Genomic DNA, 26,792 nt, shown 5'->3' with positions numbered 1-26,792 from the left:
AAGCGTTACGACTGTCCGCTACTCGAGAGAGCCAGCTAGGCAAGCCACTCCTCGGGCTTGGTATCGTAGTCGACGTCGTCGGCCGCGAGGTGGTCGACCTCCTCCCAGGAAACGCTCTCGGTCGTCACCTCGGTGCCGTCGTAGCGGATGAGCTTACCCCGCTCCTCGGGCTCTGGCTCGCGGTTGCGCCGCTTTGCGACCTCGATGTCGTGTTCGTCGACCTCCTTGACGATCGTCAGCAGGTTCACCGGCCGCCCCCAGAGCTCGAAGATCCGTTTCAGCGTCTCGCGGGCCTGGCCCAGATCGAGCATGACGCCGTTGTACTGGTGGCCCAACAGGAGCTCGTTGGCGTTGTTGTAGTTGCCGTCGTACACCGCGATCGTGGGCTTCCCGAAGTTGGTGAACTGCAACAGGAGCTTCTTCTTGACGTCCTCGGCGGCGTCGCTGGCGACGTGGAACTGCCCCGTCGCCTGGGAGTGTTCGTAGGTGAAGTAGTTGTTCTCCGTGATGAACTCCTGGGTGAGAAACTCGTCGAGGAAGGTGACGTCGTTGTGGCTCTCCCGGACGTCGTACATCCGATCCCAGCCCGCGGCGAACTCGACGTCGGCGAGGGCCTCCTCGACCGAGGCGTAGCGCTCGTCGTCGAAGAGGTACCGGCCGATCCGCTCGAGCTCGTTCTGGTTCACGCGGGAGAGGAAGCCGCGGTGCTGGCGTTTGACGAGCGAGTAGTGTCGGCGGGCCAGCCCCTCGTAGGTGAGGACCTTCCAGGGGTAGCGCTCGAGATCGATCTCGCCGTCACGGGCACACTCGAGGGCCTCGCGGTCGACCCACTCGTCGGGCAGCTCGGCGAGTTCGTCGAGCCCGGCGACGTCGACGCTCGCGAGCGCGTCCGGGGGCTCGAGGGTCTCGAGCACCGCGTCGAAGTCGACGACGTCGGTCAGGTTGCGCCAGGAGATGCCCTCGACGCGCAGCAGCCGTTCGAGAACCTCGCGGCGGTTGGTGGTGTTCTCGACGTACTCCCACAGTTCCATCCCGAGACTGTAGGGGTTGAGACCGCCCGACGCCAGGACCTTCGCCATGTGATCGGCGTAGTTGAGGAACTCGTCGTCGCCGGCGAAACGCTCGTCGGTCATCATCGTCGACTCCCAGTAGGCGGCCCACCCCTCGTTCATCACCTTCGTCATCTTCTGGGCGGCGAAGTAGTACGCCTCCGCACGCATCATGTCGAGGACGTCGCGCTGCCAGGGCTCCATCTCGACGGCTCGACCCGCGTCGTCGTCGTACTGTTTGCCGTGTTCGCGGACGAACGACAGCACGTCCTTCTGGGGTTCCTCGGGGAAGTTGACCGGACCGTCCTCGCCCTCGAGTTTCTCGAGCCACTCGTCGTCGAACACCTCGCCCTTGATCTCCTCGGAGAGCCCCAGCTCGTCGAGTTTCGCCGCCAGGTCCTCGTCGATCTCCTCGGCGGGACCGTCGATCTCCAGGCGCCGGCTGAACACCTGGTGTTGATCGATATTGTCCTCGAGGCTGAGACAGTGGTCGATCCACTTCTCGACCTCCGCGCGGTCGATCTCGGGGTCGGACATGTACTCGTCGATCGCGCGGGCGTGGCGCTCGAGCATCGCGGCGGCGTTGACCTGCCCCTCGTCGGACTGGCCGCTGGTGAACAGGCCGAACCACTCGTTTTTCGCGAAGAAGTCGGAGTGGGCCTCGACGTGGGTGATGACGGCCTTCTGGTCGGCCAGCGTGTTCGACTCCTGGAGGAACGCGTGGGCCGGGTTGTCGTTGTTGACGATCTCGAAGGCCTTCCCGCCGCCGTACTGGCCCTGTTTCTGCTGGCGGTCGTACTGCATTCCCCACCGCCAGTGGGGGTACCGCGACTGGAAGCCCCCGTAGGCGATGAGCTCGTTCATCTCGTCGTAGTCGACGATCCAGTACTTGACCGGGTACGGATCGAGGCCCAGCTTCCGGGCGAGGTTGCGCGCCTCCCGGACCGGTTCCTCGAGATCGGTCGCGATCGCCTGTTTGCGGAACCTGTCGGCGTTGGAGTTCGAGTTACTCATCGGTATCACCTTCCGTGCTGAGGATGTCGTAGATCGCGTCGGTCACGTCGTCGGCACCGTTGACGTAGGCCACCGCGACGTCCTCGGCGTCGCGCCCGAAGTGGCGCTCGAGCTCCTCGGCGTGGGTGGCGTTGATCGCGTTGCCGCTGGGCTGGGTCTCCACGTAGGCGTGGAGGTTCGCCGGAATCGACTCCATCAGCGGGATCACCCGCTCCTCGGTGTCGTTCGAGGAGTTCTCCGAGTCGCCCGCGGCGAACACGTAGCGGTTCCAGTCGCTCCAGGGGTACTCCTCGAGCAACTCGTCGGCGAGCTCGTAGGCGCTCGAGATCTTCGTCCCGCCGCCGCTACGAATGCCGAAGAACTCCTCGCGCTCGACCGCCCAGGCCTCGGCGTCGTGGGCGATGTAGACGAACTCGGCGTTGTCGTACTTCCCGGTCAGATACCAGTCCAGCGGCGTGAACGTGCGCTCGACGAGCTCGCGTTTCTTCTCGCGCATCGAGCCCGAGACGTCCCGGATGTTGACCACGACGACGTTCTTCTCTTTCTCCTCGATGATCTCGGGGTGGCGGTAGCGCTCGTCCTCCCGGCGGAACGGGACGTGTTTGATCCCCTCGCGGCGAATCTTCTGCTGGACGCTCTGGCGTTCGACGTTGTCCTCGAGCTCCTCGATCGAGGCCCACGCACCGCGTTCCTCGGGCGGAACGTCGTCGTAGGCGTCCTCGATCCAGGCCATCGACACCGGAATGCTCTCGCCGCGGGCCCACTCGAAGACGTCTCGCGGGCCGAAGCCCTCGACCTTGCAGACCTCCCGCAGGAACTCCTCGTCGAAGTCCATCGCGAGCTTGCGCTTGAGCCCCTCCTTGAACATCCGCTCGAAGTCGAGCGTGCTGTCCGGCCCGGTTCGAGTCAGGTCGGTGAAGGGACCCTCTTTCTCCTCGACGACCTTCTTGCCCTTCGGCTCGAGGTCGAGTCCCAGCTCCTCGTCGAGTTCCTGGGCGAACTCCTCGGGGTCCATCTCGTAGTACTCGTGGTCGCCGCCCTCCTCGCCGGGTTCGTCGCCGTCGCCGTCGTCGTCGCCGTCGCCCGGCTGGGGCTGGGGCTGACCGACGGGCTGGCCGACGTCCGGGGTGTCGCCGTCACCCTGGCCGACGCCGCCCTGGTCGCGCTGGTCGTACTCGAACTCCGGCAAGGAGACGATCTTGACGGGGATCTGGATCTGATCGGGCCGGCCCCCGCCGAGGTCGCCGTACTTGATGAAGTCGGCCAGATCCTCGCGGCGCTGTTCGCCCACCTCGCGGAATCGCTCGAGGTCGTCTCTCAGTCCCATCTGTAACACACCTGTCCCATGACGTGTCTGCTGGTCAGTTCGGCCGACGCGGGAGAGTAGTCGAACTGCTCGACCATCGTCCCGATCGTCCGTTCCTTGACGGTCTCGGTCTCCGTGCCGCCGGGCGGGTCGTCCCACTGGCGAGGGTCGAAGTCCTCGAAGGTTCGCTCGACGTCGTCCCAGTCGTGGCTCTCGAGAACGGACTTGATAACCGGGATCGCAGTGAGGTCGACGTCCTGGACCGAGAAGTCCTCGTCGCGGTGTTCCCACGCGTGGCGGTTCAACGACGTGATGACCTTCTCGCGGCGGAAGTTCCGAACGCTCTCCCTGGGGAGGTTGCCCTCGTACTCGGCCTCCGAGAAGCGTCCGAGGTGTTCGACCTCGAACAGCTTCATCTTCAGCGGGTCGGGCTCGGCGCGCTCGCCGCGGTCGTTGTACAGCGGCTCGTCGGTCTCCCAGGCGTAGACGTGTTCGACGTACTCGGCGACGGTCTCCTCGTCGACGCGTTTCTCGTGCATGATCGCCTCGATGACGTCGCTTTCCTGCTGGTCGAAGACGTAGTTCTTCACGGGGACGACCCGGTTCTCGAACTCGGAGCGCTCGCCCGTCGAGAACACGGGTGCGTCCGAGAGCCCTTCGGCCATCGCGTTCAGCACGTCCCGTGGCATGACGACGTTCTCGACCGCCAGCTCCGAGTGGTGGCGATCCCGATCGGTCTGGAGCAACTCGGCGAGGGTATCCCTGGTGTAGGTAACGGGGATCCCGCCGTCGCCGTCTCGGCCGTCGCCGTCGAAGTCGAACTCGTCCTTTTCGCGGCGGTTGTCGCCCTCCTGGAGGTAGCCCTGATCGTAGATCATCGCCTTGTCGACGAGATCCAGTCCGTTGGGCAGGTCCTCCTGATCGAGGCGGGTGACGACAGCGTACAGCGCCGCGGCCTCGAGCGCGTGGGGGGCGAACTCCTGGCGGCTCGGCTCGCCGTCCCGATCCTTGACCGTCACCGTCACTGGCTCGCGGATCCGATCGGCCAGATCGAGGTAGTGGTCGGCCTCCCAGACCGACGTCTCGTTCGTCAGCTCCCGGCGGATGAGTTCGGTCTCGAGGCTCAGGTTCGTCAGGTAGCCGAACTGGTGGCGGTCGAGGCGGCGCTTGAGCGCCTTCAACGGGTCCATCCCGTTGCGGTCGGAGTGCTGATTCAGCTGTGCCTCGAGGTCGGGGTTCGAGATGATCAGCATCTGCGTATCGATATCCATCCCGATCCCCTGGTCGAGTTTCACCGACTGCTCGTCGGGAACGTTCAACAGCTTCTGGAGCAGGTCGGCGTGCTGGGCCGCGTCCTCGACGATCGAGAGGACGCCGTTGCCCTGCGAGAGGACGCCGTCGTAGCTAAACGCCTGCGGGTTCTTTCGGCCCCGCGAGTCCAGCTCCTGGAGCATTCCGTGCATCCACGAGCCGACGAGCCGTTCCTTGGGTCGGCCGTCGTCCTCGCTGTGCAGGACACCGACGCCCTGGCCGATGTCGACCACGTAGTTCTTTACGCGGAGGTGCTGGTCGTCGGCGATCGCCGAGAACAGCGCCTCCTTCCCCTCGCGGCGGTAGTGTTCCTCGAGATAGCCGTACGCCTCCCGGGAGAAGGGGTCCAGCGCGGCGTCGACCCGAACCGGAACGTGGTCCTCGAGGTCGTCGTTTACCTCCTCGAGTAGCTCCTCCCGAACCGCGTCGGGGAACACCGACAGTGGGTGGGCCTGCACCGGACTCTGGTACCAGTGGGCGTCGTCGACGGTCGTCGGATCGGCACCGTAGCTCAGCCCTCGTTCCTCGACGTCGGCCGTCGTGATGTTCCACTCGACGGTGTACCGGCGTCCCTCGGGCGTCTTCGAGTACTCGCGCAGCCCGTTGACCAGACAGCGCTTGAGTTCGGACTTGCCCGTCGCCGTGGGCCCCTCGAACCAGATGATCTTCTCGTCTTTCGCCCGGCCCGCGGCGATCGACCTGAGGTCGTCGACGAACCGGTTGAGCACCTCGGTGTTGCCCAGGATCGCGTGCTCGCCGTCGTTGTGCGGATCGTCGAAGAAGCGGTAGCGCTCCTTCTCCTCGCCCTCCTCGACGACGGTGCGGGTGCCGGCCGCTTCGATCGCCTCGAGCAGGTACTTCGAGGCGTGGGAGGCGATCGTCGGGTTCTCGAACACCCGGTCGACGTAGTTCGCGAGGCTCATCGGCTCTTCGTACGTCTCCTCTAAGGTGCGGTCGGCCTCGCTGACGTAGTCGCGTTCGGTCATGTTAGTCTTCCATCTCTGCTTTGGCGACCTCCGCGCCGGCGAACTCGAGCACTTCCTTGGCTCCCTCCTCGGAGTACCCCTGTTCGATCAGCGCGTCGATCCACGACGAGCGCTCGTCGTCGTCGAACTCGTTGGCGCTCACGAGGGCGGAGAAGTTGATGTTGTGCTTCTTGTCCTCCCAGAGCTTTCGCTCTAAGGCGCGGCGCAGCCGTTCGTTGTCCTGGGGGTTGAACGCCTCGCCCTCGCGGGCCCGGCGGGAGACCCAGTTCGAGACCTCCTGGCGGAACGACTCCTTGCGGTCCTCGGGGATGTCGAGTTTCTCCTCGACCGACCGCAGGAACGTCTCGTCGGGCTCTTGCTCGCGGCCCGTGAGCTCGTCCTCGATCGTGTCGTCGTCGATGTAGGCCATCACGTGGTCCATGTACTTCTCGCCCTGGCGCTGGATCTCGTCGATGTCGTACGCCAGCGCGTGGCGAACGTCCTCGATGGCCCGCTCGCGGTACTCCTCGCGGACCGTCTCGAGGTAGCGGTAGTACTTCTCGAAGTTGTCCTCCGGGATGGAGCCGTGGTGCTCTAAGTTCTCCTCGAAGAAGTTGAACACCGTCAGCGGCGAGAGGAACCCACGGGAGCGGTGTTTCGAGTCCATGATCGCCTCGGCGATCTCGTCGCCGATGAAACGCGGCGAGACGCCGACCATCCCCTCGCCGATCTCGGCCTTCTCGGCGGCCTCTTCGCGGAGCTTCTTCGTGTCGATATCGTCGCCCTCGTCGATCTCGCCGTTGTACGCCTTGGCCTTCGAGAGCAGGTCGACGGTCTCGGTGTCGGGCTCCTCGATCCGGGTGAGCACGCCGAACAGCCCCGCCATCTCGAGGGTGTGGGGCTCGACGTTGATGTCGGGGACGTCGGCGTTGTTCAGCATCTTGTCGTAGATGAGCGACTCGTCCTCGTAGCTGAGAACGTAGGGGAAGTCGATCCGCTTGGTGCGGTCGTTGAACGCCTCCATCTTCTCGTCGCCCTTCTTGTCCTTGTACTCGGGCATGTTCGTCCGCCCGACGATCACCTGGTCGATGTCGATCCGCGGGTTGCTCTTGGGTTTGATCGTCTGTTCCTGGGTGGCGTGCAGGAAGTCGTAGAGGAACTCCCGCTGGAGCTTCAGCAGCTCCTCGCCGGAGAACACCCCGCGATTGGCGTTACAGAACGCCCCGGAGTAGTCGAACGCGCGCGGGTCGCTCTCGCCGTAGATGGCGATCTTCGAGTAGTTGACGTCACCCGTGAGTTCGGTCTCGTCCTGGTTCTTCTTGTCCTTGGGTTCGAACGTCTCGAGGCACTGACGCTTGTTCTCGTCGGCGACCAACCGGATGATCTCGACGTGGTTCTCGAGGACCTGCTGGAGGTCGTCCTCGTAGTAGGCGAGCAGCCTGTCCATGTAGAACTCGCTCTCGGGGTCCAGCGCCTGCTCGTTCTGGATGGTGTACGGTGCATCAAGGACCTCGTTCAGGTCGTCGATCACCCGCTGGCGCTGCTCCAGAGGCAGGAGGACGAGCGGATCCTGGTTCATCGGCGAGCGGACGACGTCGTCGGCCGGATCCTGGTCCTGGATGACGTCACAGAGGTTCGTCCAGCGGAACGTGTACATCCGCCCCTCCTCGCGGAGGGTGTAGTCCTCGAAGTACTTCCGGACCTGCTTGTCGAAGTGGGACTTCCCCGACCCCACCGGCCCGAGCAGGAGCTTGATCCGCCGCTCGGGGCCGAGCCTTCGAGCACCCGATTTCACCTTGTTGACGAACTCGTGGATCGACTGGTGGATCACCCTCCCGTAGAAAGTGTTCTCGCCGTCGCCCAGCGGGTCCTCGGAGGCGAGTTCGTACTCGACGACTCCCTCGGTCTCGTCGTAGCTGGTGCCGTAGTAGTCGAACATGTCTGCCACCCGCTGGTGGGCGTTGCGGGTGATCTTCGGGTCCTCGTAACACTCCTCTAAGTACCAGTCGAAGGACTTGGTCTCCCGCAGGTCAGCGGGCATCGATTCCTTGTAATCCGTACTGAGTTTCTCGAGCGTCTCGATGTCACCGTTCATGGTATCATTGCCAGTTTCGGTCTCCCCCGTTGTATCGGAACGTCGCTCGACCGGCCTGACCCGTCGCGCGGCCGGACCGTCGCGATCCGCCGTTTCGGACGGCTCGACACGGACGCCACGTTCGACGTGCGCCGCGAACCGCTCGCGGAGCGCGCGAACCGGCGCGGGCGGCATCGTGTCGTGCCATGTGTGATCGAGTACCACTTCCGTCGCCGAGAGCCGGGGTACCGGGCTCGGTCGACGGTTGCGCCGGGGACGGGCGCAAAGTGGATCGGTCCGGCGAACGGATACCGATAGTATTTAATGAGTGAGTAATCCATCTACTTAAAGTTAGCCCCAAAAGGTATTTACCAGTACATGTTTTCATACTACAGGGCCTGAAATATATATGAATGGGTAGAGTTTACATACCACGATAACCGTTCGTCGGTATAACTCGACTGCTTGCAACGCACGGGACGGTCGGTGCGCGGCGTTCGGGCGGTTAAATACGTCGCCGAAGCGGACGATCGACGGACGACGCTCATTTAGGACGGCCGCGCCTACGACCGGCTATGAGCGACCTCGAGTCCCTCCCCGGGGCCTGGGAGGTCTGGTCGGCCGAGGACGACGGACGGCTCGTCCTCGCGTACCGACCGGACGTCTTCGACGGCGAGGAGTTTCCCGCGGCCTGTCTCCCGACGCTGTACCTGACTCACGGGAAACGAACGCGCAGACCCGGGACCAACCCCACCGACCGAACGCTCGAGCAGGACTGGTTCGTCACCTTCTACCTCGAGCCCGACGTCTCGCTGAACGAGACGAACCGCTTCGAGACCCGCGCGGAGGGGCTCGAGCGCGCGATCGAACTCGCCCGACAGTTCGACGACGGCGAGATCGACTACCGGGGGCTGTACCAGGTGCCCCGCGAACGGTACTTCGATCGGCTCGACGAACTCACCGGCTCGGACCCGCCGGAGTCGTGAATCGGGGTTCGTCGGATCGGTATGCAGCGGGGTCGGATGGAACGTTCGGCCTCGAGTCTACAGCCCTGACTGGCCACCGCTGGGCGGGACTGAAGGGGCTGGCGCGTTGAGCGGACGCTTCGTCCGCTCAACGCGCCAGGGGCTTTCGTGGTAGTGACGACGAGAGTAGTCCCGCTCGCACGAACACACGGGGTCGCCACGCCCTCCCCAACCGATTCGCTCGGTCGCGTTGCTCTCACTCGTCCACTGTCGGAGCGCGCTCTGACAGGCCTTCGTTCACGCCGTTCACGAAGACCTCGCACAGTGTCGTCGACCGCCCTCGCTTGTGCTCGCGGCTTCCTCCGGTCGCCGCTCGCTTTTCGCGGTGCTCGCGGGCTCGCACCTCGCTCTGCTCGAGCGGTCGACAGCGCACGCCGCCGCAGGAAGACGACGACCCGAGTTCGGTCCGGCGACTGATACACGGTTCTCCCGTCTCGATCACTTCCGGACCGCGGGACGTGAGGCTTAACCGCCGTCCGCGACTACCGATCCGTATGTCGACCGTCACGCTCATCGGCTCCCGCCTGGCCGAGCCGGGAACCGAGTTCGTCTACGAGGGCGAGGCCGACGGCTGTGCGGGCTGTCCGTACCGCAGCCAGTGTCTCAACCTCTCGCCCGACACGAAGTACCGCGTCACCTCCGTCCGCGAGAACGCCCAGACTCTCGAGTGTGCCATGCACGACGGCGGCGTCCGCGCGGTCGAGGTCGAACCCGTCCCCGTTCGGGCGAACATTACTACGAAGGGTGCTTTCGCCGGCAGCAAGGCGAGCCTCCAGGGTCCCTGTCCGTACGTCGAGTGTCCGAGCCACGAGTACTGCGAACCCGACGGCGTCGCGTTCGACGAGGAGTACCGCATCCGGAAAATCGTCGGCGACCCGCCACACGACGTCTGTCACCTCGATCGCTCGCTCCAGCTGGTCGAACTCGAAACGAACGACTGAGCAGCAGAACTGATTCATTAGCTGACAAGACCTATATTCGAACGGTTCTAGCGAGGCGGTATGTCGCCCAGCAGGCGGACCGTCCTTCTCGGCTGTGCCGTCGGTCTCGCTGGCGCCGGCAGCCTCGGCTATCGGCACCGCCGCCGGCTTCGGGGGCGATCCGATCTGGAACCGATCGAGCGCGCGCTCGACACCGAACCGCCGGCCGTCGATCCGGGACCTCCCGTCTCCCTCGAGCACCTCGAGGCACGCTTCGCCCGCGTCGAGGATGCGGTCGACGAGGCGGAAGCCGTGCGAGGCGAGTCCCTCGAAACCCACCGGACCGACTACCGAGAGCTCCCGCCGTCCGCCCTCGAGAACGTGACGCACGCGGAGCGACGATCGGCACTCGAGACGTATCGGTACATGCTCGGCGTCGCCTACCACACCACGGCGTCGGAGCGCTACGAGCGCGAATCCGGCGGGGATCCGGGGGCGCTCGAGGATCGACTCGAGGACGAGCGAGAGCGACTCGCGAGTCTCGAGTACGAGTATCGCGGAGACTCGCTCACGGAAACCGTCGTCGGGACCGCGGCGATCGACGAACGACACGCCGACGCGACGAGGCGAGTCGAATCGCCCGAACCGCCGTTTTACGGTCGGACAGCGTACCCTCGCGCCTGGCGGTTCGTCGGCTACGCCGAGGCCAGCCGGGTCGACGCGGAGCGATTTCTCGCGAACCGCGACGACGGGACGGAGTACGAACCGGAACTCGAGACGACTCACGAACGGCTCCGGGAGGCAACCGACGAGCTACTGGCGGCCGTCTCGTGGGAGCGAGACGGGACGCCGACGCGGGCGTCCGACGTCGATGCAATCCGCGAGATGTCCCGATCGACGACCCGGACGCTGGAAGACGGCTATCCCGCGCTCGCAGTTCGTCGAGCGAGTCGACGGCACACGCACGCTCGGAGTCTCGACGCGCTCGAGGAGGTTCCCGGTCGCGAGGATCGAGACGAGACCGGCTGGACCGTCGACGCCGGTGCAGTCGTCGACCGAAAGGAGGCCGCGATCGACGCGATCTCGCGGGTGCTCGAGGAACACGGGGACGACTCCCTCGGGGTGCGGTTGCTCGCTACCGCGTCGAGGATCGTCGAGGAGGGTGACGACGAACTCGAGACGCTCCGGGCGGATGTGCACGAGCTATCGGACGACGAGTGGAACGCGGCCGTCGAACCGGCGTGGCTGTACTACCGGGAGGCGGCAGTGTTCGCCGACGCGATCCCGGAGACGCTGGCGCTCGTGGCGAAGTGATCGCCGCTGGAGAACTGGCGGCGTCGCTATCCGTCGATCTCGAGCGCCTCGCCCTCGAGCCAGCTGTCGGCCCAGCAGGAGATCTCCTCGAAGACCGGCTCGAGGGACTCCCCCTTCTCCGTGAGGCTGTAGTAGGTCGCGATCGGTGCGTCCTCCTCGAGCCGGCGCTCGACGAACCCCATCTCGCCGAGGTCGTCGAGCACCCGCGAGAGGGTACGGGCGTTGGCGCCGGTTTCGCGTTTGAGTTCGTTGAAGCGGTGTTCGCCCTCGAGCAGCGTGTGGAGGACGGCCAGTCGCCACTGGGAGCCGATCTGTTCGATCGATTCGACCACCGGGCAGGCCTCGTCCTGTTGTTCGCTCGGATTGCGAGATTGCGGGGTTGCCATTGCCCGACCGTAGGACGCCCCGTCGTATAGCAGTTCGGATCCGAACCAGCTAACTCGAGGATACCGATCTGTCGGCCTCGAGTAACGACTCGATACGCTCGAGTGCGCGCAGACAGACCGGTGCGTAACCCGCCCCGCTCAGCGGAAGTTCGAAGACGACCCGACAGCGGTCCGCGGCGAGCTCGTCGACCCGGTGGCCGGTCGCGGAGATCCGAGCCACGCGCCAGGTCCACCGCCGGTCCGTACAGTCGACGACCTCGAACGGCAGCCAGGTACCGGGGATTCGCACCCGCCCCGTCGTTCCCGCCCGAACGCGCGCGTCGGTCGCGTCGACCCCGCTGATCAGTGGCGACCACTCCGGCCACCGCCTGGTGTCGACGAGCAGTTCCCAGGCCGCGGCTGGCCGGGCCGCGAGGACGTGGGAGGCCTCGATCCGACGGCCGTCCGGCGTCGATGCGAACTGGAGCCGTGTCATACCCGAACGACGCGAGCCAGCGACAAGGACGTTCTGCCCGGGAAACCGTTCGGAGTCCGATTCGGCGACCCGTCGGTGGTGCCGTCGGGTTTCGACGCTGACAGTTATGTCGATAGCGCCGAATCGTAAGCCAGTGCCATCCTCCACTACGCGCCGCGGCCTCCTCGCCGGCGCCCTCGCCGCCGGCGTCGGCGGGCTCACGCTGACCGGTGCGCGAGAGCTGCTCGGCCAGTTCGCGCCGCTCTCGGGAACCGCCTGGGATGCGGCCAACAGGTCGCTCTCCAAGCGCGTCGCGAGCCCCTATGGCGAGGCGACCGTCCGCTACGACGACTACGGCGTCCCCAGCATCGAGGCCGACGAGGAGCTAGCGGCCTCCTTCGCCGTCGGCTACGTCCAGGCGTTCGACCGACTCGCCCAGCTCGACCTGCAGCGACGGGTCATGCGCGGACAGGTGTCGGAGCTGGCCGGGGAGGGAACACTCGAGGACGACGAGTTCCACGTCGCGATGGACTTCGCCGGCGCGGCCGAGGCGACCTGGGAACACGTCTCGGAGACCCCAGCCGGACCGCTCGTGGAGGCCTACGCCGACGGCGTCAACGCGGCGATCGACGGCGAGGGGTTGCCCCTCGAGTTCGAGCTCCTGGGGTACGAGCCCGAGCCCTGGACGCCCGTCGACTCGATGCTGATGGAAAAACAGATCTCCTGGGATCTGACCGGGAACTTCGGCGAACTCCGTCGGGCGCTGATCGCCGACCGACTCGGCGAGGACGTCCTCGAGGAGCTGTTCCCCGAGCGACTGGACCACGAGGTGCCGATCCTGCGGGAGTCTGTCGACGCCGAAACGCTCGAGGAGGGCGAGGAGGGCGGCCCCCTCGGAAGCAAGGACGTCCTCGATCAGAGCCTGACCGACTGGCTCTCGCGGTACGAGTCGCCCACCGGTGTCGGCTCGAACAGCTGGGTCGTCTCGGGCGAGCACACCGAGAGCGGGCGGCCGATCGTCGCCTACGACCCTCACCTGACGCTGATGACCCCGCCGCTGTGGTACGAACAGCACGTCGAAACCCCCGAAACCTCCGTTCGGGGCGCGACGTTTCCGGGCGTCCCCTTCGTTATTGCTGGCGCGAACGATCGCGGGACGTGGTCGTTCACGAACGTCGGCGCGGACGTCCTCGACTGCTACACCTACGAGATCGACGACGACGGCGAGCGCTACCGCTACGACGGCGAGTGGCGCGAGTTCGATCGCGAGGAGCGAGAGATCGCCGTCGCGGGCGGCGACGATCGGACCGTCGAGGTCAGGAAAACCGTCCACGGACCGGTGCTGGAACGCGAGGGCCGAACCGTCGGCGTCGCCTGGACGGGCCACACCGCCACGCGGACGACCGAGGCGATCTACGAGTTCGAGCGCAGCGACGGCCTCGAGGACCTGCTCGAGGCGACCCGGAAGTTCGACCTACCGACCCAGAACCTCGTCTACGCCGACGCCGACGGCCGGACGCTGTACTACGCGACGGGGAAGCTCCCGATCCGCGAGATCGACGGCGAGGCGGTTTCGGGAAACCGGCTCTTCGACGGCTCCGCCGGCGAGGGCGAGTGGGACGGGTTCGAACCGTTCGGGGAGTCCTCCTGGGAGGGGTTCGTCCCCTTCGAAGAGAAACCCCACGCGATCGATCCCGACGTCCTCGCGACAGCCAACCAGCGGGTCGTCGACGATCCCGACCACTACGTCGGCGTCGCGTACGCGACGCCCTACCGGGGCGCACGGATCTACAACCGCCTCGACGACGCCGTCGAGTCCGGCGAGCCGACCGACCCCGAGTTCCACCGGGAGCTACAGAACGACGTCTACGACGGCCGGGCCGAACAACTGGTGCCGGAGCTGCTCGAGGCTCTCGAGGACCGAATCGAAGGCGGAGACGAATCCGACGACGATCGCGACCTCGAGGACGCCCACGAGACCCTCGTCGACTGGGAGTACGAGATGGCCGCCGACTCCCGGGGCGCGCTCCGCTTCGCCCGCTGGATGGACCACTTTCGACGGCTGGTCGTCGAACCCGAGTTCGAGGACGCCGGCCTCGACGAGTCGTACTACCCTAACGACTGGGTAGTCGCGACGCTTCCTACCGACAGCCAGTTCTTCGAGGACCGTTCGCGGGCCGAGACGATGGTCGCTGCGCTCGAGGACGCCCTCGACGAGATCGACGACGCCGGGTGGGAGCGCTACGGCGACTGGAACTCGACTCGGGTCATCGAACACCCCTTCGGCGCGGAGGCGCCGTTCCTGAACTATCCCGAACGCCCAGCCGACGGCTCGCGGGCGACGGTGAAGAACTACCGCGTCGACTCGGCGGTCGGCGCGAGCTGGCGGATGGTCGTCGAGCCCGGAGGTGCGGCGACGGCAGTTTTGCCGGGCGGGAACTCGGGGGACTACTTCTCGGATCACTACGCCGACCAGCTCGAGAACTGGCTCGCGAACGACCAGACGTCGATGGACCGAACGCTCGACGACGAGGGCGAGCCCGACGTCGTCTTCGAGGAGGGGACCTCGTGACCGAAATCGATCGAAGCGACGGGGACGAGGACGCGAGCGACGATCCCGGAATCAGCGCCCCGCTCGAGCGCGTCCGGACCGAACCGCGGGCCCACTGGCTGGCCGTCCTCGTCGTCGTGTCGATCGGCCTGATTCTGGCCTGGCTCCACTGGCTCGGGCTCGTCGTCGCCGGCGCGCTCGTGGGGTTCATCTCGCCGACCGTGTGGCACGGACTCGCTGGCGCTCTCGGGTTCGGCGTCCTCGTCCTCGCGGTCTTCGCGATCGGGCTCGGCGATTCGGTTTGGCGCGTCCTCGAGATGACCCCCGCCGTCTACGTCACGGTCGCGAGCGCGCTCGGACTGCCGGCGCTGGGCGCGCTGTTCCGGGGTGTCGTTTGAGTTCGGCGAGTAAGAGAGCCAGCGCGGGGACGCGCGTCGCAGATCAGGAAACGTCTCTTCGGGGTAACCGCTCGATCTGCATCTTCACGAGCACGTGGTAGATCGTCCCGAGCAACCCATAGACGGCGAGACAGGAGACGAAGGCGATCGTCCCTAACTTGCCGCCGGATCCGCCTAAATACGGTTCGGTGAACACTACCACGAGTCCGACGACGATACCCGCCAGGGCCATCCAGCGTTCGTCCGGAATACGGGTCGAATCGCTCATTCCCGCAAACGAGGCCGCGTATATCGCTGCTGCCAGCAGGTCGCCAGCTATCGGATACAGCCACGGAAGCGCGACTCCGCCGAGTAGACCGACAACACCGGACGCTGACACTGGATCGAGTGGCGATCGATGGTGCAGTGTGAAGGTGACCACTGCAGCAACGACCGAGAAACCCACGACGAGGCCAACGGTATCGAACGCCGGTAGCTGATTGCCGAGAAACGATGTCGGCGTTCCGAGGATCGTGAGGGCCGCTCCGACGAAGGCGGTAGTACCGAGCTTCCCGCCGACTCCGTGAAAGACCGGCTGGGCCAGGAGGTAGACGACGACTGCCAGCACTGCTGCCACGAGACCCTGCCAGTAGGTCGGAAACACGATCGGCGAGGTCATACCGACGAACGCCCCGCAGTAGGCCGGAACGGCGAGCGGACGACTCACGACGACCGCCAAGAGGCCGGTGAGACTCGCGGCGACCACGGGTGTGAGCCGTCCCTCAACGACGAGCGCGAAGGTCACGAAGCCACCGACCATAATCGCACCTGCGATTCCGATCATCTCGGCTGAGTCGATCGACTCGATCTCGGGCACCGCTCGAACCATCCGGAGTTCGAACGCAATACCACGGAGGGCGAGCAGCGCAAGCAAGAGGAGAACTCCGCCAAGAACGACGGATTCTGCCTCGCGAACGGCACCTACCACCGCGAGCCCCACCAGGCTCATCGCCGGAACTGCGAGGAGAAACAACCCGAGAAGGACCAACCCCCATTGCGGGCGATCGGTCGTCGAGAGCGAGAAGAGACGGTCGACTGCCATGCCGATCCGTTCTTTCCCTCGTCACAAAAACATGGGTAGCGAATAGTTACAGAAAAGGCGGAAACGGGCCTGTACTATCCACTGAGGTCAGCCCAAATCCGCACTCTTCGCGACCTTTTCGGTACCGCTTCCAGTAACTGGCTTCGATATCTGGAACCGCGACTGCGTATACGCTCCGGCAGCGCATCACAGATATCTAAAACTGACGGCGGGTCGGTGCGTCGTCGCTTGCCGATCCACGTACTGTTTTGCCGTCCCGTCGAGTACGGGCCGCCATGGAGTACACGACCCTCGGTTCGACCGGCATGGAGGTCAGCCGGCTCTGTCTGGGCTGTATGAGCTTCGGCTCGAGCGACTGGCGCGAGTGGGTTTTAGAGGAAGAGGAGAGTCACGAGATCATCGACCGCGCCATCGACCTGGGGATCAACTTCTTCGATACGGCCAACATGTACTCGAAGGGCGAGTCCGAACGGATCCTCGGGAACGCACTCGAGGGTCGGCGGGAGGAGTCCGTCGTCGCGACGAAAGGCTACTTCCAGATGCGCGAGGACGACCCGAACTCGGGCGGGCTCTCGCGGAAGGCGATCGAACAGGAGCTGGCGGCCAGCCGCGAGCGGCTGGGGATGGACACGATCGACCTCTACCAGATCCACCGCTGGGACGACGACACGCCGATCGAGACGACGATGCGGGCGCTCGACGACGCCGTCCGCCGCGGCCACGCCCGCTACGTCGGCGCCTCGTCGATGTGGACCCACCAGTTCGCCGACGCGCTGCACACCAGCGACCGGCAGGGCCTCGAGCGCTTCGCGACGATGCAGAACCACTACAACCTCGTCTACCGCGAGGAGGAACGCGAGATGCTACCGTTCTGTGAGCAGGAGGATGTCGGCGTGATGCCGTGGTCGCCGCTCGCGCGGGGCTATCTCACGCGTCCCCACGAGGAGATCGACGCGACGACACGCGGCGAGACGGAGGAACACATGTACGATCACCCCTACCGCGAGGGCGGCGGCCAGGAGGTAAACGAGCGCGTCGCCGAGATCGCGGCCCAGGAAGGGACGACGATGGCCCAGATCGCACTCGCCTGGTTGTTGCACAAGGAGTGGGTCGACGCCCCGATCATCGGAACCACGAGCGTCGAACACTTAGAGCAGGCCGTCGAGGCCCTCGAGATCTCGCTGTCGGCGTCGGATATCGCCTACCTCGAGGAGCCCTACGAGCCGGTCCCGGTGTCGGGTCACAGCTAATCGCGGGCGCGAGGACGGCGCGCCGTCCCGTGGCTACGCCTCGCTCACCTGCCACTCCTCCTGCGTGTAGGCCATCTCCCAGAACCGGTGCTCGAGCTTCGCGCTCGTGAGAAACGCTCGTTCCATCGCCTCCTGCTCGCCGGGATAGTGCTCGCCGCAGCGATCGACAAACGCCCGCATCCAGTCGACGGCCTCGTGGAACTCCTCGCCGGTATACTTCTCGATGAACGGCGTGTAGCGGTGCTCGTCGTCGGCGAGGTCGGCCATGTGCTCGGCGATATCGAGGTAGCCCTGCCCGCAGGGGTAGATCGCCGCCGCGATCTCGGCGAGGCTCCCCTCGTGGGCCGTCCGCACGAGGAAGTTCGTGTAGGCGACGCAGGTCGGCGCCTTCTCGACGCGCTCGAGGTCCTCGACCGCGATACCGTAGTCGGCGGCGAACTCCCGGTGGAGGTCCAGTTCGAAGTCGAGGATCTCGTGGGCGACCCCCAGCAGGTGGGTCATCGTCTCCTCGTCGCGGGTCTTCGTCCCCGCGATCGCGAACACGCGGGCGTAATCCAGCAGGTAGCGGTAGTCCTGGCGCACCCAGTGGACGAACGCCGCGTCGTCGAGCGTTCCGGCCGCGAGTTCCCGGACGAACGGGTGTGACTTCTGTCCGTCCCAGATCGGTGCTCCCATCTCGAGGAGGTGATCGCTGAACGTCATCGACCGAAGTTATTATTCGGTAGTACAACTAGGTTGTGTAGCGCGGAAACGGTAGGTGGTTCCGTTCGGGATGGCGCTAGCTCATAAACAGTCGCCGTCCCGCGCGTTCGTGGCGCATTCCCATGATCTCGGCCAGCGGCGCGAACGAGGTCATCGCCGCGATATCGTCCTCGAGGTGTCGCTCACAGACCGACTCGATCACCGACTGGAGGTCCTCGAGTGCGGCCTGGATTTCCGTGTGGCCGAACCGCCCGAGACGTTGGGCGGCACCCAGTAGTCCCGTCACGAACGAGTAGGCGTGAGCGAGGCAGGCCTCGAGTCGCGAGAGGCCGCGATGCTGGGCGACGACGCCGAAGACGACGGGGTAGTGACCGGGAGTCGAGCCGTCCTCGATCGCCTCGGCGAGAGTCGACGAGTGCTCGTCGCCGTCCGTCTCCGCAAGCAGCAGCTCGCAGAGCTTCGCCCCGGCCTTCGTCGAACTCTCCCGGAACTCCGCGGGCATCGTCACCGCGTGGAGCCGTTCGTCGACCGCGAGCAGTCCCTCGAGATCGCCGTCGGCGCTCGCGGCGTGGGCGTTCGCGACCGCGACCGTCTCGCAGGGGCCGACGAGCCGCCGGAGGTAGGCCGCGATCAACGCCCGGAGGTCCTCGCCGTCCTCGATGCGGTCCTCGTTGATGTACTGCTCGAGGCCGTAGGAAGCGGTGTAGCTCCCGACCGGGAGAAACGAGTCCGAGAGCCGAAGCGCCGAGAGGAAGGCGTCGGCGTCAGTGCTCATGGTGGTCGTGGGCGTGATCGGACGCGTGGCCGTGATCGTGGTCGTCACCGTGGGTGTGCCCGTGATCAGTACCGTGAGCGTGATCGGAATCCTCGCCGTGGGTGTGGTCGTGCTCGTGGTTCACACCTCCCTCGAGCTCCGTCACGAACAGATCGGCCTCGACGGTCGTCTCCTGGACCTCGGTCCCGGGAACGACGTCCGCGACCACCCGCTCGACGATGTGGCGGTCGGCCTCGAGGGGGACGTAGACAACGCCGTCCTCGACCGCCAGATCCCAGTGCTGGTTGCCGATCCGATGACCGAGTTCGACCGCGGCCTCCGTCACGTCAGCGGTCGGGTCCGGCAGCTCGACCGCCAGTGCGTCGCGGGGCTCGAACGCGACGAGGACCATGCGCTCGTCGTCGACGAGCAGGACGTCCCCGACCGAGACGGCGGGCCGATCGAGGACGATACCGACGTCGGTTCCCGCGTCGGTGGTCGCCCGGAACCGCGACCGCCGACGGTCGTCGGCGTCGATCACGACCCGCTCGAGCGTGTCGTTCTCCCGATGGTCGTCCCGCAACGCCGCGAGCTCGTCGTCGGCGTGGACGTTGCCGACGACGCCGTCGATTCGCTCCATCAGTACCGGCGGTCGGCTGGCGCGCCGACCCCCAGAAGCTCTCGCCTCGCCTCGTCCCACGCTTCCCGAAGCGCGCCCGTGACGTCGGCCTCGCGGTGGCCGAGCAGCCGGACGACGGCGCCCGCCTCGCAGGGCAGCGCCGAGACGCCGGCGTGAACCGCTCGACCCGTCTGTCTCTCGCTCTCCAGCGCCGAGAGCCGTTCTCGAATCCTCTCGACGAGCGTCTCGGTCGCGCTCTCGCCGCGGCGGTCGCCTCGAGCGCCTCGAGCGCGTTCGTCGCCACCGTCGGGGGCGAAGACGTACAGCGAGCCGACGACGCCGTACTCGCCGACGCTGGCCGGATCCCGCGGGTCGCGCTTCTCGGGTCGCAGGTCGACCGCGTCGGCACAGACCAGCCGGCCGTCGCGACGGGCCTCTACTCGTGCGTGGTAGTGGTCGAAGCTAAACGGCTCGTGATCGCTCAACCCGTCCGGGACGAGCACGTCCGCGACGACCGCCACCGCGCCGTCCGCGAGGTCGACCGAAACGGTCTGCAGACAGCGCGCGTCCTCGTTGACGATCGTCGGCCCGGGAACGTACTCGAGGAAACTCCCCGCCTCGGCGGTCAGCGAGGCGTCGAGGTGGGCGTAGTTGGCGTCCATGCTGTGAACCTTCGTTGCGCTTTGAGTTGTTACGTGCGCGCGGGCGTTCGCTCGAGCCTCGAGGCGCATCCGGTGGCGATCGCCCTGTGCGACCCCGCCGGTAGGCTCCTGGGCGACCAGCGTCGCCAGCCCGGGCACGGGATCGGTGTCGAGGGTGCCGGTGTGGTGGTAGGGAACCTCGGCCCGGTCGCGGACGAGCCGCGTCGGTCCCTCACCCGTGCGGGCGAACGTCGCCTCGAGCAGCCCGTCCTTGCCCGGTCCGGCGGCGGGCGCCTGGGCGAGGGATTCGCCCGCATAGTCCTCGAAGGCGGGCGGCAGCCGGGCCGCCCTCGCGGTCGCGGTGTGGCCCGCGCTCACGCGAACAGCACCTCCCGCTCGACGTGCGCGAGCACCTCGTCGACGCCGGTGCCGTCCTTGCAGTTGGTGAAGACGAACGGGTCCTCGCCGCGAACCTCGCCCGCGTCGGCCTCGATCACCTCGAGGTCGGCGTCGACGTGGGGCGCGAGGTCGGTCTTGTTGACGACCAGCAGGTCCGCCTGGGTGACTCCAGGGCCCCGTTTCCGGGGGATGTCCTCGCCCTCAGCCACGGAAATGATGAACAGGAAGTAGTCAGCCAGCTCGGGGTTGAACGTCGCGGCGAGGTTGTCGCCGCCGCTCTCGACGAGGACGACGTCGAGCTCGGGGTGGCGTTCGGTGAACTCGTCGATCGCCGCGAGGTTCATCGAGGGATCCTCGCGGATCCCCGTGTGCGGGCAGGCGCCGGTTTCGACGCCCTCGACGAGGTCCGCGGGGAGCAGATCGGCGAACGACTCCCGGAAGACGTCGGCGTCCTCCTGGGTCATGATGTCGTTGGCGATGACGCCGACCTCGTACCCCTCCGCGACGAGTTCGGGAACGAGTCGTTTGACCAGCGCGGTCTTTCCGGAGCCGACGGGGCCGCCGAGGCCGACCTTCGCGACGTCGCGGTACCCCATCAGTCGTCACCCTCCGTGGGCTCCGGCCCGCCGCCGGTCTCGTGGGCCTCGCTGCCCTTGCTCTCGCCCGGCTCGTCAGTCTCTCCGACCGCGAGTTCCTCGCCCGGGTCGGGATCGACGGTCTCGAGCTGCCCCCGGCTATCGGCTCGGATCGGGTCGTGAACGGTCACGAGCTTGGTGCCGTCGGGAAAGACGGGTTCGACCTGGATCATCTCGACCAGCTCGGGGACGCCGTCCATCACGTCCTCGCGGGTGAGCAGCTGCGTGGCCTCCGAGCGGATCCGCGAGACGGACTTCCCCTCGCGGGCGGCCTCGCAGCACCAGTCGGAGATGTACGCGACCGTCTCGGGATGGTTGAGTTTCACGCCCCGATCCTTGCGCCGTCGGGCGAGTTCGGCGGCCATGAAGACCGTCAACCGTTCCATCTCCTTCGGCGAGAGGTTCACTCGCGACTCACCTCGAGTTCGTCGTCCGCCGCGTTCGCTCTCGGGGTCGGTTCGGTTCCGATCGTCGTCGTCTCCGTGTCGCGTTCGTACATACTAGAGTAGGTACCGCTGTGCGAGCGGGATCTCGTCGGCCGGCTCGCAGGTTACGTGTTCGCCGTCCACCTCGACTTCGAACGTCTGGGCGTCGATCTCGATGTCGTCGGGACAGTGGTCGTTGTGCAGCATATCCGACTTTCTGACGGAGCGCGTGCCGCTGACGGGACGGACGGGTGTCTTCAGATCGTAGGCGTCGCCGACCCCGTTCTCGTAGGCGGCGTCGCTGACGAACGAGACCGAGAGACCGTGTTTCGCTCGGCCCTGCGCGCCGGCCCGTTCCCGCCCGATGATCGGCTCGCAGGTCATCAGCGAGCCGTTGGCCTCGCCCATCTGGGACCAGACCGGGAACCCCCCCTTGATCACGGCCTTCGGCTTCACGCCGAAGAAGGCGGGATCCCACAGCGCGACGTCGGCGAGCTTGCCCGGCTCGAGCGAGCCGACGTAGTCGTCGATCCCAGCCGTGATCGCCGGGTTGATCGTGTACTTGGCGACGTAGCGCTCGATTCGGGCGTTGTCCGCGTCGGTGCCCTCGTCGGCCTCGAGCGGCCCCCGCTGGGCCTTCATCTTGTGGGCGGTCTGCCACGTCCGACTGATGACCTCCGCCATCCGGCCCATCGCCTGGGAGTCGGAGGTCATCATGCTGATCGCGCCCGTATCGTGGAGGACGTCCTCGGCGCCAAGCGTCTCCGCGCGGATGCGCGACTCGGCGAAGGCGACGTCCTCGGGGACGTCGGGGTTGAGGTGGTGGCAGACCATCACCATGTCCAGGTGCTCGTCGAACGTGTTCTCGGTGTAGGGCATCGACGGGTTCGTCGACGAGGGGAGCATGTGTTCGTGGCCGATCAGCTCGAGGACGTCGGGCGCGTGGCCGCCGCCGGCACCCTCGATGTGGAAGGTGTGGATCGCCCGCCCGTCGATGGCCGCGAAGGTGTCCTCGACGAACCCCGACTCGTTCAGGGTGTCGGTGTGGATACAGACCTGGACGTCTTCCTCGTCGGCGACGTCGAGACAGGTGTCGATCGCCGCGGGGGTCGACCCCCAGTCCTCGTGGAGCTTGAGGCCGCAGGCGCCGGCCTCGACCTGTTCGCGCAGCCCCTCGGGACGACTGCTGTTGCCCTTGCCGTAGAAGCCGACGTTGACGGGCCAGTCCTCGGCGGCCTGGAGGAACCGTTTGACGTTCTCCGGGCCCGGCGTGCAGGTCGTCGCCCCGCCGCCGAACCCGCCTCCGAGCATCGTCGTAACCCCCGAACCGAGCGCGTGGTCGACCAGCTGCGGACTGTTGAAGTGGACGTGGATGTCGAGCGCCCCGGGTGTCGCGATCAGGCCGTCGGCGGGGATCGTGTCGGTGCTCGGACCGATCACCATGTCGACGCCGTCCATCGCGTCGGGGTTGCCGGCCTTGCCGACACCGACGATTTTCCCGTTCCGAACCCCGATGTCGCCCTTACAGACGCCCAGCACCGGATCGATGATCACGACGTTGGTAAAGGCCCAGTCCAGCGCGCCCTCGGCCTGAGTCGTCCCCGACTGCATCCCCATCCCGTCGCGCATCGTCTTCCCGCCGCCGAAGACGGCCTCCTCGCCGGGCGTGCCGTAGTCGGTCTCGATCCTCGCCAGCAGGTTCGTATCGCCGAGCCTGACCCGATCGCCCTCGGTCGCGCCGAACAGGTCCGTGTACTCGCGTCGGGAGAGCTCGCGGCTCATCGCCCGTTCCCTCCGGCCGCCGACTCCTCGGCGTCGACCCCGAGGAACCCCCGTTCACGAGCCCGCTCGAGCGCGCGCTCCCGAACGTCTTCGTCGTCCAGCGGTCCCTCGACCAGTCCGCTCATCCCGCGGACGATCCGGTCGCCGCCGATCGCGACCAGCTCGACCTCGCGTTCCTGACCCGGCTCGAACCGGACAGCCGTTCCCGCTGGCACGTTCAGTCGGAACCCGTACGCCCGCTCCCGGTCGAAACGAAGACCGGGATTTATTTCGAAGAAGTGGAAGTGCGAACCGACCTGTACCGGCCGATCGCCGGTGTTCTCGACCGTGACGGCCGTCGTCTCCCGACCTTCGTTGATTCGAACCGGCTCGTCGGACGGCAACAACTCGCCCGGGACGATCCCGCTCATCGATCGATCACCGCGACGCTCGAGCGTTCGTTCATCACGCCGCCCTTCGAAAGGCGACACCCTAATGGACGCTGTTACAACAATATTTGCAGTATTGAGTTGTTTGGTCGGGATTTCGCCCAATATCAAACTATTCGGTCACCTATCTGCCGACTATTGAGAGAAAACTGGACAGTTCCAAACGGGTCGAGCGCCGTCGGTCACTCCGCGCCGAGAGCCGTCTCGAACGCGGGGAGGTTGATCTCGCGCATCTGTCCCAGGTAGTCGCCGTACCCGGCTTCCTGCCAGTCGTCGATCGTGCTCTCGGCGGGTGAGACCATCAGCGTGTCCTCGACGGTGTCGGCCTCCTCCGCGATCGTCTCGGCGAGGCGGTCGCCGTCGAAGTAGTCCCAGAGCACGTACTCGATCCCCCGCTCCTCGAGGAAGGCGACGGTGTCGGCGATCTCCTCGCTCGAGGGTGCGGCGTCGGGCGAGAGTCCCACTGGAGTGTGGATCTCGAACCCGTAGCGCTCGCCGAGGTACTGGAAGGAGTCGTGGCCGGCCAGCACGACGGCGTCGTGTGTCCGGTCGGAAAGGCGCTCCTGGTACTCCTCGTGGAGGGCCGTCAGCTCCTCGAGGTAGCCCGCGGCGTTCTCCTCGTAGGTCGCCTCGTTGTCCGGATCGATCGCGATCAGCCCGTCGCGGACGTTCTCTACTCCCCGCTGGGCGAGCGCGGGATCGGAGAAGAACTTCGCGTCATACTCGCCGTGACTGTGGTTGTGTCCGTTGTCGTGGTCGTGATCCCCATGTCCGTGCTCGTGTTCGCCGACCTCGGTCTCGAGCGGGGGCGCCTCCCAGACGACGTCGTCGTCCTCGAGCACCTGGACGACGAGTTCGGTGAACTCGTCCTCGAACCCCTCGAACGCGATCGCGTCGCCCTCGACCTCGTACACGAGGGCGTCGTCGCCGTGGCCGTCGGCCGTCCGAACGGCCAGCGCGTACGTCTCGCCGAACTCGAGTTCCTCACCGTCGTCGGTCTCGGCGACGACGGTCACCGAACGTGAGTCCTCGAGCGGGATCGACAGCGGGTCGTCGTGCCAGTGATCGCCGTGTGCGTACGCGACCGCCTCGTTGCCCTCGAGCAGGATGAGTTCGCCGACGGCGAGCTCCTCGACGCGGTCGTCCTCGCCGTGACCGTGGCCGTGGTCGTGATCGTCGTCGTACTCGAGGAGGTCGATCCCCGCGAGCGCGTCGATCAGCGCGAGGTCGGACTCGTCCTCGAGTTCGGGGACGGCGTCGTCGACCCAGTGCTGGAACCCTTCGGCGTCGAGGTAGACGAAGGCGTCGGCCTCGGAGATTTCGGGCACGAGCGTCGACGGCGGCTCCCAGCCGTGGCCGTGTTCGCCGTCGGGGACGGCGTTCTCGACCGTCGTTCCGTCGCCGGCAACCGCGGCGGTGAACTCCGCGAGCGTAAAGAACGACGCGTACAGATCGTCGTCCGGCGCGTCCTCGTCACCCGCCGGTTCGTCCAGACAGCCGGCGAGGGCGGCCACACAGAACCCGCCCGCCGCACCCAACACGTCGCGTCGTCCGTGATTCATCGATACTCGTTGCTCGCCACCGATCCCACATATATCCCCCGTCTCGGGTAATACTGCTTTAGACGGTCGCTCGGCCGGGTTTCGTCGAGGCTTCCGTATTCGGCGTTCGTCCAGAACTCGCCGGGGCCGATCACCCGGACGCTGGCGGCGTTCAGTTTGAAGCTTCGGGCCCTCTGGGGTTCTCGCCGTTGCTCGAGCGGATCCGGTCGGTGTCCAGGGTTCTGGCGCACCCTCCTCGGAAAACTCGACGGATATAGACTAGAGCCCTCTCGAGACGACGTTCGTTCAGTATATTAGTGCCCTTACCGATGACCGATTATCGGGGGTGACGTTGTACTGTTGGCAGGAAACGCTTTTATATTAGTGATAGAGTCCGGTGAACAGAGATGACAATTGGACGAACGTCACCCTATCTCGGAGATAAGGTTGACAGACTAGCATATTTGTCTAAAGGGTCTGGGGGATCGGAGGCGTGTTCGTGACCGAACGGTCGCTCACCCGCCGTTCGGTGCTCGCGGCCGGCTCGGCCGGCGCGCTGGCGGCCACCGCCGGCTGCGTCGGCGAGGGCGCCATCCTGGGGATGCAGGACGGCGGCTCGAACCCGACGGCCGCCGTCCTCGAGGACCGGTCCGGGACGTTCGCGCTGACGGGGACGGCGAAGTACCGGACGACGAAGCTCGCGATCGAGGAGATCAATCGCGATGGGGGGATCCTCGGCGAGGAGCTCGAGGTCTTCGCTCCCGACCCGCAGTCCGACAACATGCGCTACCAGGATCTCGCCCGCCACGCGATCTATCAGGAGGACGCCGACGTGTTGTGGGCAGGGTACTCGAGCGCGACCCGGGAGGCGATCCGGCCGCTGATCAACGAACACGACCAGCTGTACTTCTACACGACACAGTACGAGGGCGGCGTCTGCGACAAGACCGTCTTCCCGCTGGGGGCGACGGCCCGCCAGCAGCTCGGCGCCGTCGTTCCGCACATGATCGAGGAGTACGGCAACGAGATCTACACGGTCGCCGCGGACTACAACTTCGGCCAGCTCTCGGGAGAGTGGGTGAAGCTCATCGCCGAGGAACACGGCGCCGAGGTCGTCGGCGAGGAGTACATCCCGTTAGACGAGTCCCAGTTCGGGTCGACGATCAACAACATCCAGTCGGCGGAGCCGGACTTCGTGATGTCGATGCTCGTGGGACAGGACCACTCGGCGTTCTACGAGCAGCGCCTGGCCAGCGGGCTCACCGACGTCCCGATCGGCACCTCGACGAACATGGCCCAGGAGCGCGAACACCTGCGGATCGATCCACCCGCCCTGGAGGACGTCTACGCCGGCGTCAACTACATGGAGGAGCTGCCGACCGACCGCAACGAGGCGTTCGTCGAGCGCTACTACGAGCGCTGGGACGACGCGGAGTACATCAACCAGGAAGCCCAGAACAACTACTTCTCGGTCTACCTCTACAAGGAGGCCGTTGAACGCGCTGGGACGTTCGACCAGGCGGCCGTGATCGAGGCCCTCGAGTCCGGACTCGAGGTCGAGGCTCCGGAGGGCGACGTCTCGCTCGATCCGACCACCCACCATATGAACCACAACATGCGTATCGCACACGCTGACGAGAACCACGAGATCACCTTCGACGAACCGCGGACGATCGAGCCGGTCTTCCTCGAGGAGGTCGGGTGCGATCTGACGAGCGAGACGGAACGGACCCAGTACGAACCCGACGCGCTCTCGGAGGGGGCCTGA

Annotated in this window: 23 protein-coding genes; 7 read left to right on the top strand and 16 right to left on the bottom strand. The window is 66.2% G+C overall.

Annotation, left to right across the window (positions count from 1 at the left end):
- Nucleotides 1–35 precede the first annotated feature (35 nt).
- From QA609_RS16655 to QA609_RS16640, 4 genes are read right to left on the bottom strand one after another with little or no spacing between them, the layout of a single operon-like run.
- Nucleotides 36–2,063: a SpoVR family protein gene (locus tag QA609_RS16655; RefSeq protein ID WP_278303734.1), complete on the bottom strand. Its 2,028-nt coding sequence runs from the start codon at nt 2,061–2,063 to the stop codon at nt 36–38.
- Nucleotides 2,056–3,390 (bottom strand): YeaH/YhbH family protein, encoded by a 1,335-nt coding sequence (locus QA609_RS16650; RefSeq protein WP_278303733.1) that lies wholly within the window; start codon nt 3,388–3,390, stop codon nt 2,056–2,058. Before QA609_RS16650 ends, QA609_RS16655 begins: the two co-directional genes overlap by 8 nt.
- Nucleotides 3,381–5,666 (bottom strand): kinase anchor protein, encoded by a 2,286-nt coding sequence (locus QA609_RS16645; RefSeq protein WP_278303732.1) that lies wholly within the window; start codon nt 5,664–5,666, stop codon nt 3,381–3,383. The genes QA609_RS16650 and QA609_RS16645 overlap by 10 nt, the downstream gene beginning before the upstream one ends.
- Before the next feature lies 1 nt (nt 5,667).
- Nucleotides 5,668–7,740 carry a serine protein kinase PrkA gene (locus QA609_RS16640; protein WP_278303731.1) on the bottom strand — a complete coding sequence of 691 codons (2,073 nt, stop codon included), beginning with the start codon at nt 7,738–7,740 and terminating at the stop codon, nt 5,668–5,670.
- Nucleotides 7,741–8,294: 554 nt separating this feature from the next.
- On the opposite strand from QA609_RS16640, the gene QA609_RS16635 reads away from it, so the two are divergent.
- From QA609_RS16635 to QA609_RS16625, 3 genes are all read left to right on the top strand, one after another.
- Nucleotides 8,295–8,705, top strand: coding sequence for a DUF5820 family protein (locus QA609_RS16635; RefSeq protein ID WP_278303730.1), 411 nt, complete (start codon nt 8,295–8,297; stop codon nt 8,703–8,705).
- Nucleotides 8,706–9,238: 533 nt separating this feature from the next.
- Complete coding sequence (locus tag QA609_RS16630; RefSeq protein ID WP_278303729.1) at nt 9,239–9,685, top strand: UPF0179 family protein; 447 nt, start codon at nt 9,239–9,241, stop codon at nt 9,683–9,685.
- 60 nt (nt 9,686–9,745) lie between these two features.
- On the top strand, nt 9,746–10,978 hold the full coding sequence (locus QA609_RS16625; protein ID WP_278303728.1) for a hypothetical protein: 1,233 nt from the start codon (nt 9,746–9,748) through the stop codon (nt 10,976–10,978).
- A gap of 26 nt (nt 10,979–11,004) precedes the next feature.
- On the opposite strand, the gene QA609_RS16620 is transcribed toward QA609_RS16625, so the two are convergent.
- Nucleotides 11,005–11,364 carry a helix-turn-helix domain-containing protein gene (locus tag QA609_RS16620; protein ID WP_278303727.1) on the bottom strand — a complete coding sequence of 120 codons (360 nt, stop codon included), beginning with the start codon at nt 11,362–11,364 and terminating at the stop codon, nt 11,005–11,007.
- A gap of 49 nt (nt 11,365–11,413) precedes the next feature.
- Nucleotides 11,414–11,839, bottom strand: a complete 426-nt coding sequence (locus QA609_RS16615; protein WP_278303726.1) for an SRPBCC family protein — start codon at nt 11,837–11,839, stop codon at nt 11,414–11,416.
- A 133-nt stretch (nt 11,840–11,972) separates the two neighbouring features.
- Here QA609_RS16615 and QA609_RS16610 point away from each other — a divergent pair, with 133 nt between their 5' ends.
- Together QA609_RS16610 and QA609_RS16605 are read left to right on the top strand one after the other, a co-directional pair.
- Nucleotides 11,973–14,390, top strand: a complete 2,418-nt coding sequence (locus tag QA609_RS16610) for a penicillin acylase family protein (RefSeq protein WP_278303725.1) — start codon at nt 11,973–11,975, stop codon at nt 14,388–14,390.
- On the top strand, nt 14,387–14,767 hold the full coding sequence (locus QA609_RS16605; protein ID WP_278303724.1) for a hypothetical protein: 381 nt from the start codon (nt 14,387–14,389) through the stop codon (nt 14,765–14,767). The genes QA609_RS16610 and QA609_RS16605 overlap by 4 nt, the downstream gene beginning before the upstream one ends.
- A 43-nt stretch (nt 14,768–14,810) precedes the next feature.
- On the opposite strand, the gene QA609_RS16600 is transcribed toward QA609_RS16605, so the two are convergent.
- Complete coding sequence (locus tag QA609_RS16600) at nt 14,811–15,848, bottom strand: hypothetical protein (protein WP_278303723.1); 1,038 nt, start codon at nt 15,846–15,848, stop codon at nt 14,811–14,813.
- 275 nt (nt 15,849–16,123) lie between these two features.
- Between QA609_RS16600 and QA609_RS16595 the strand changes: the two genes are divergently transcribed.
- A complete protein-coding gene (locus tag QA609_RS16595) occupies nt 16,124–17,098 on the top strand; it encodes an aldo/keto reductase (RefSeq protein WP_278303722.1) in 975 nt (324 codons plus the stop codon).
- A gap of 33 nt (nt 17,099–17,131) precedes the next feature.
- Here QA609_RS16595 and tenA read toward each other — a convergent pair whose 3' ends face one another.
- From tenA to QA609_RS16550, 9 genes are all read right to left on the bottom strand, one after another.
- Nucleotides 17,132–17,800: a thiaminase II gene (gene tenA, locus QA609_RS16590; RefSeq protein WP_278303721.1), complete on the bottom strand. Its 669-nt coding sequence runs from the start codon at nt 17,798–17,800 to the stop codon at nt 17,132–17,134.
- Between the two features lie 76 nt (nt 17,801–17,876).
- Nucleotides 17,877–18,575 carry an urease accessory UreF family protein gene (locus QA609_RS16585; RefSeq protein WP_278303720.1) on the bottom strand — a complete coding sequence of 233 codons (699 nt, stop codon included), beginning with the start codon at nt 18,573–18,575 and terminating at the stop codon, nt 17,877–17,879.
- On the bottom strand, nt 18,565–19,194 hold the full coding sequence (ureE, locus tag QA609_RS16580; RefSeq protein ID WP_278303719.1) for an urease accessory protein UreE: 630 nt from the start codon (nt 19,192–19,194) through the stop codon (nt 18,565–18,567). The genes QA609_RS16585 and ureE overlap by 11 nt, the downstream gene beginning before the upstream one ends.
- Nucleotides 19,194–20,192 (bottom strand): urease accessory protein UreD, encoded by a 999-nt coding sequence (locus tag QA609_RS16575; protein WP_278303717.1) that lies wholly within the window; start codon nt 20,190–20,192, stop codon nt 19,194–19,196. The genes ureE and QA609_RS16575 overlap by 1 nt, the downstream gene beginning before the upstream one ends.
- A complete protein-coding gene (ureG, locus tag QA609_RS16570) occupies nt 20,189–20,809 on the bottom strand; it encodes an urease accessory protein UreG (RefSeq protein ID WP_278303716.1) in 621 nt (206 codons plus the stop codon). The genes QA609_RS16575 and ureG overlap by 4 nt, the downstream gene beginning before the upstream one ends.
- The gene (locus QA609_RS16565) at nt 20,809–21,255 is read right to left on the bottom strand and encodes an urease subunit gamma (RefSeq protein WP_278303715.1); all 447 of its coding nucleotides are present in this window, start codon (nt 21,253–21,255) and stop codon (nt 20,809–20,811) included. Before QA609_RS16565 ends, ureG begins: the two co-directional genes overlap by 1 nt.
- Nucleotides 21,256–21,348: 93 nt before the next feature.
- Complete coding sequence (gene ureC, locus QA609_RS16560) at nt 21,349–23,055, bottom strand: urease subunit alpha (RefSeq protein WP_278303714.1); 1,707 nt, start codon at nt 23,053–23,055, stop codon at nt 21,349–21,351.
- A complete protein-coding gene (locus QA609_RS16555; protein WP_278303713.1) occupies nt 23,052–23,465 on the bottom strand; it encodes an urease subunit beta in 414 nt (137 codons plus the stop codon). The genes ureC and QA609_RS16555 overlap by 4 nt, the downstream gene beginning before the upstream one ends.
- Before the next feature lie 200 nt (nt 23,466–23,665).
- Entirely contained in the window at nt 23,666–25,045 is a 1,380-nt protein-coding gene (locus tag QA609_RS16550; RefSeq protein WP_278303712.1) for a zinc ABC transporter substrate-binding protein, read from the bottom strand.
- Between the two features lie 478 nt (nt 25,046–25,523).
- Here QA609_RS16550 and QA609_RS16545 point away from each other — a divergent pair, with 478 nt between their 5' ends.
- Nucleotides 25,524–26,792 carry an urea ABC transporter substrate-binding protein gene (locus QA609_RS16545; protein WP_278303711.1) on the top strand — a complete coding sequence of 423 codons (1,269 nt, stop codon included), beginning with the start codon at nt 25,524–25,526 and terminating at the stop codon, nt 26,790–26,792.

The organism is Natronococcus sp. A-GB7 (genome assembly GCF_029688865.1).
Lineage (GTDB): Archaea > Halobacteriota > Halobacteria > Halobacteriales > Natrialbaceae > Natronococcus.
The sequence above is the reverse complement of the archived record's forward strand: the minus strand, read 5'-3'. Positions and strand labels throughout refer to the sequence as shown.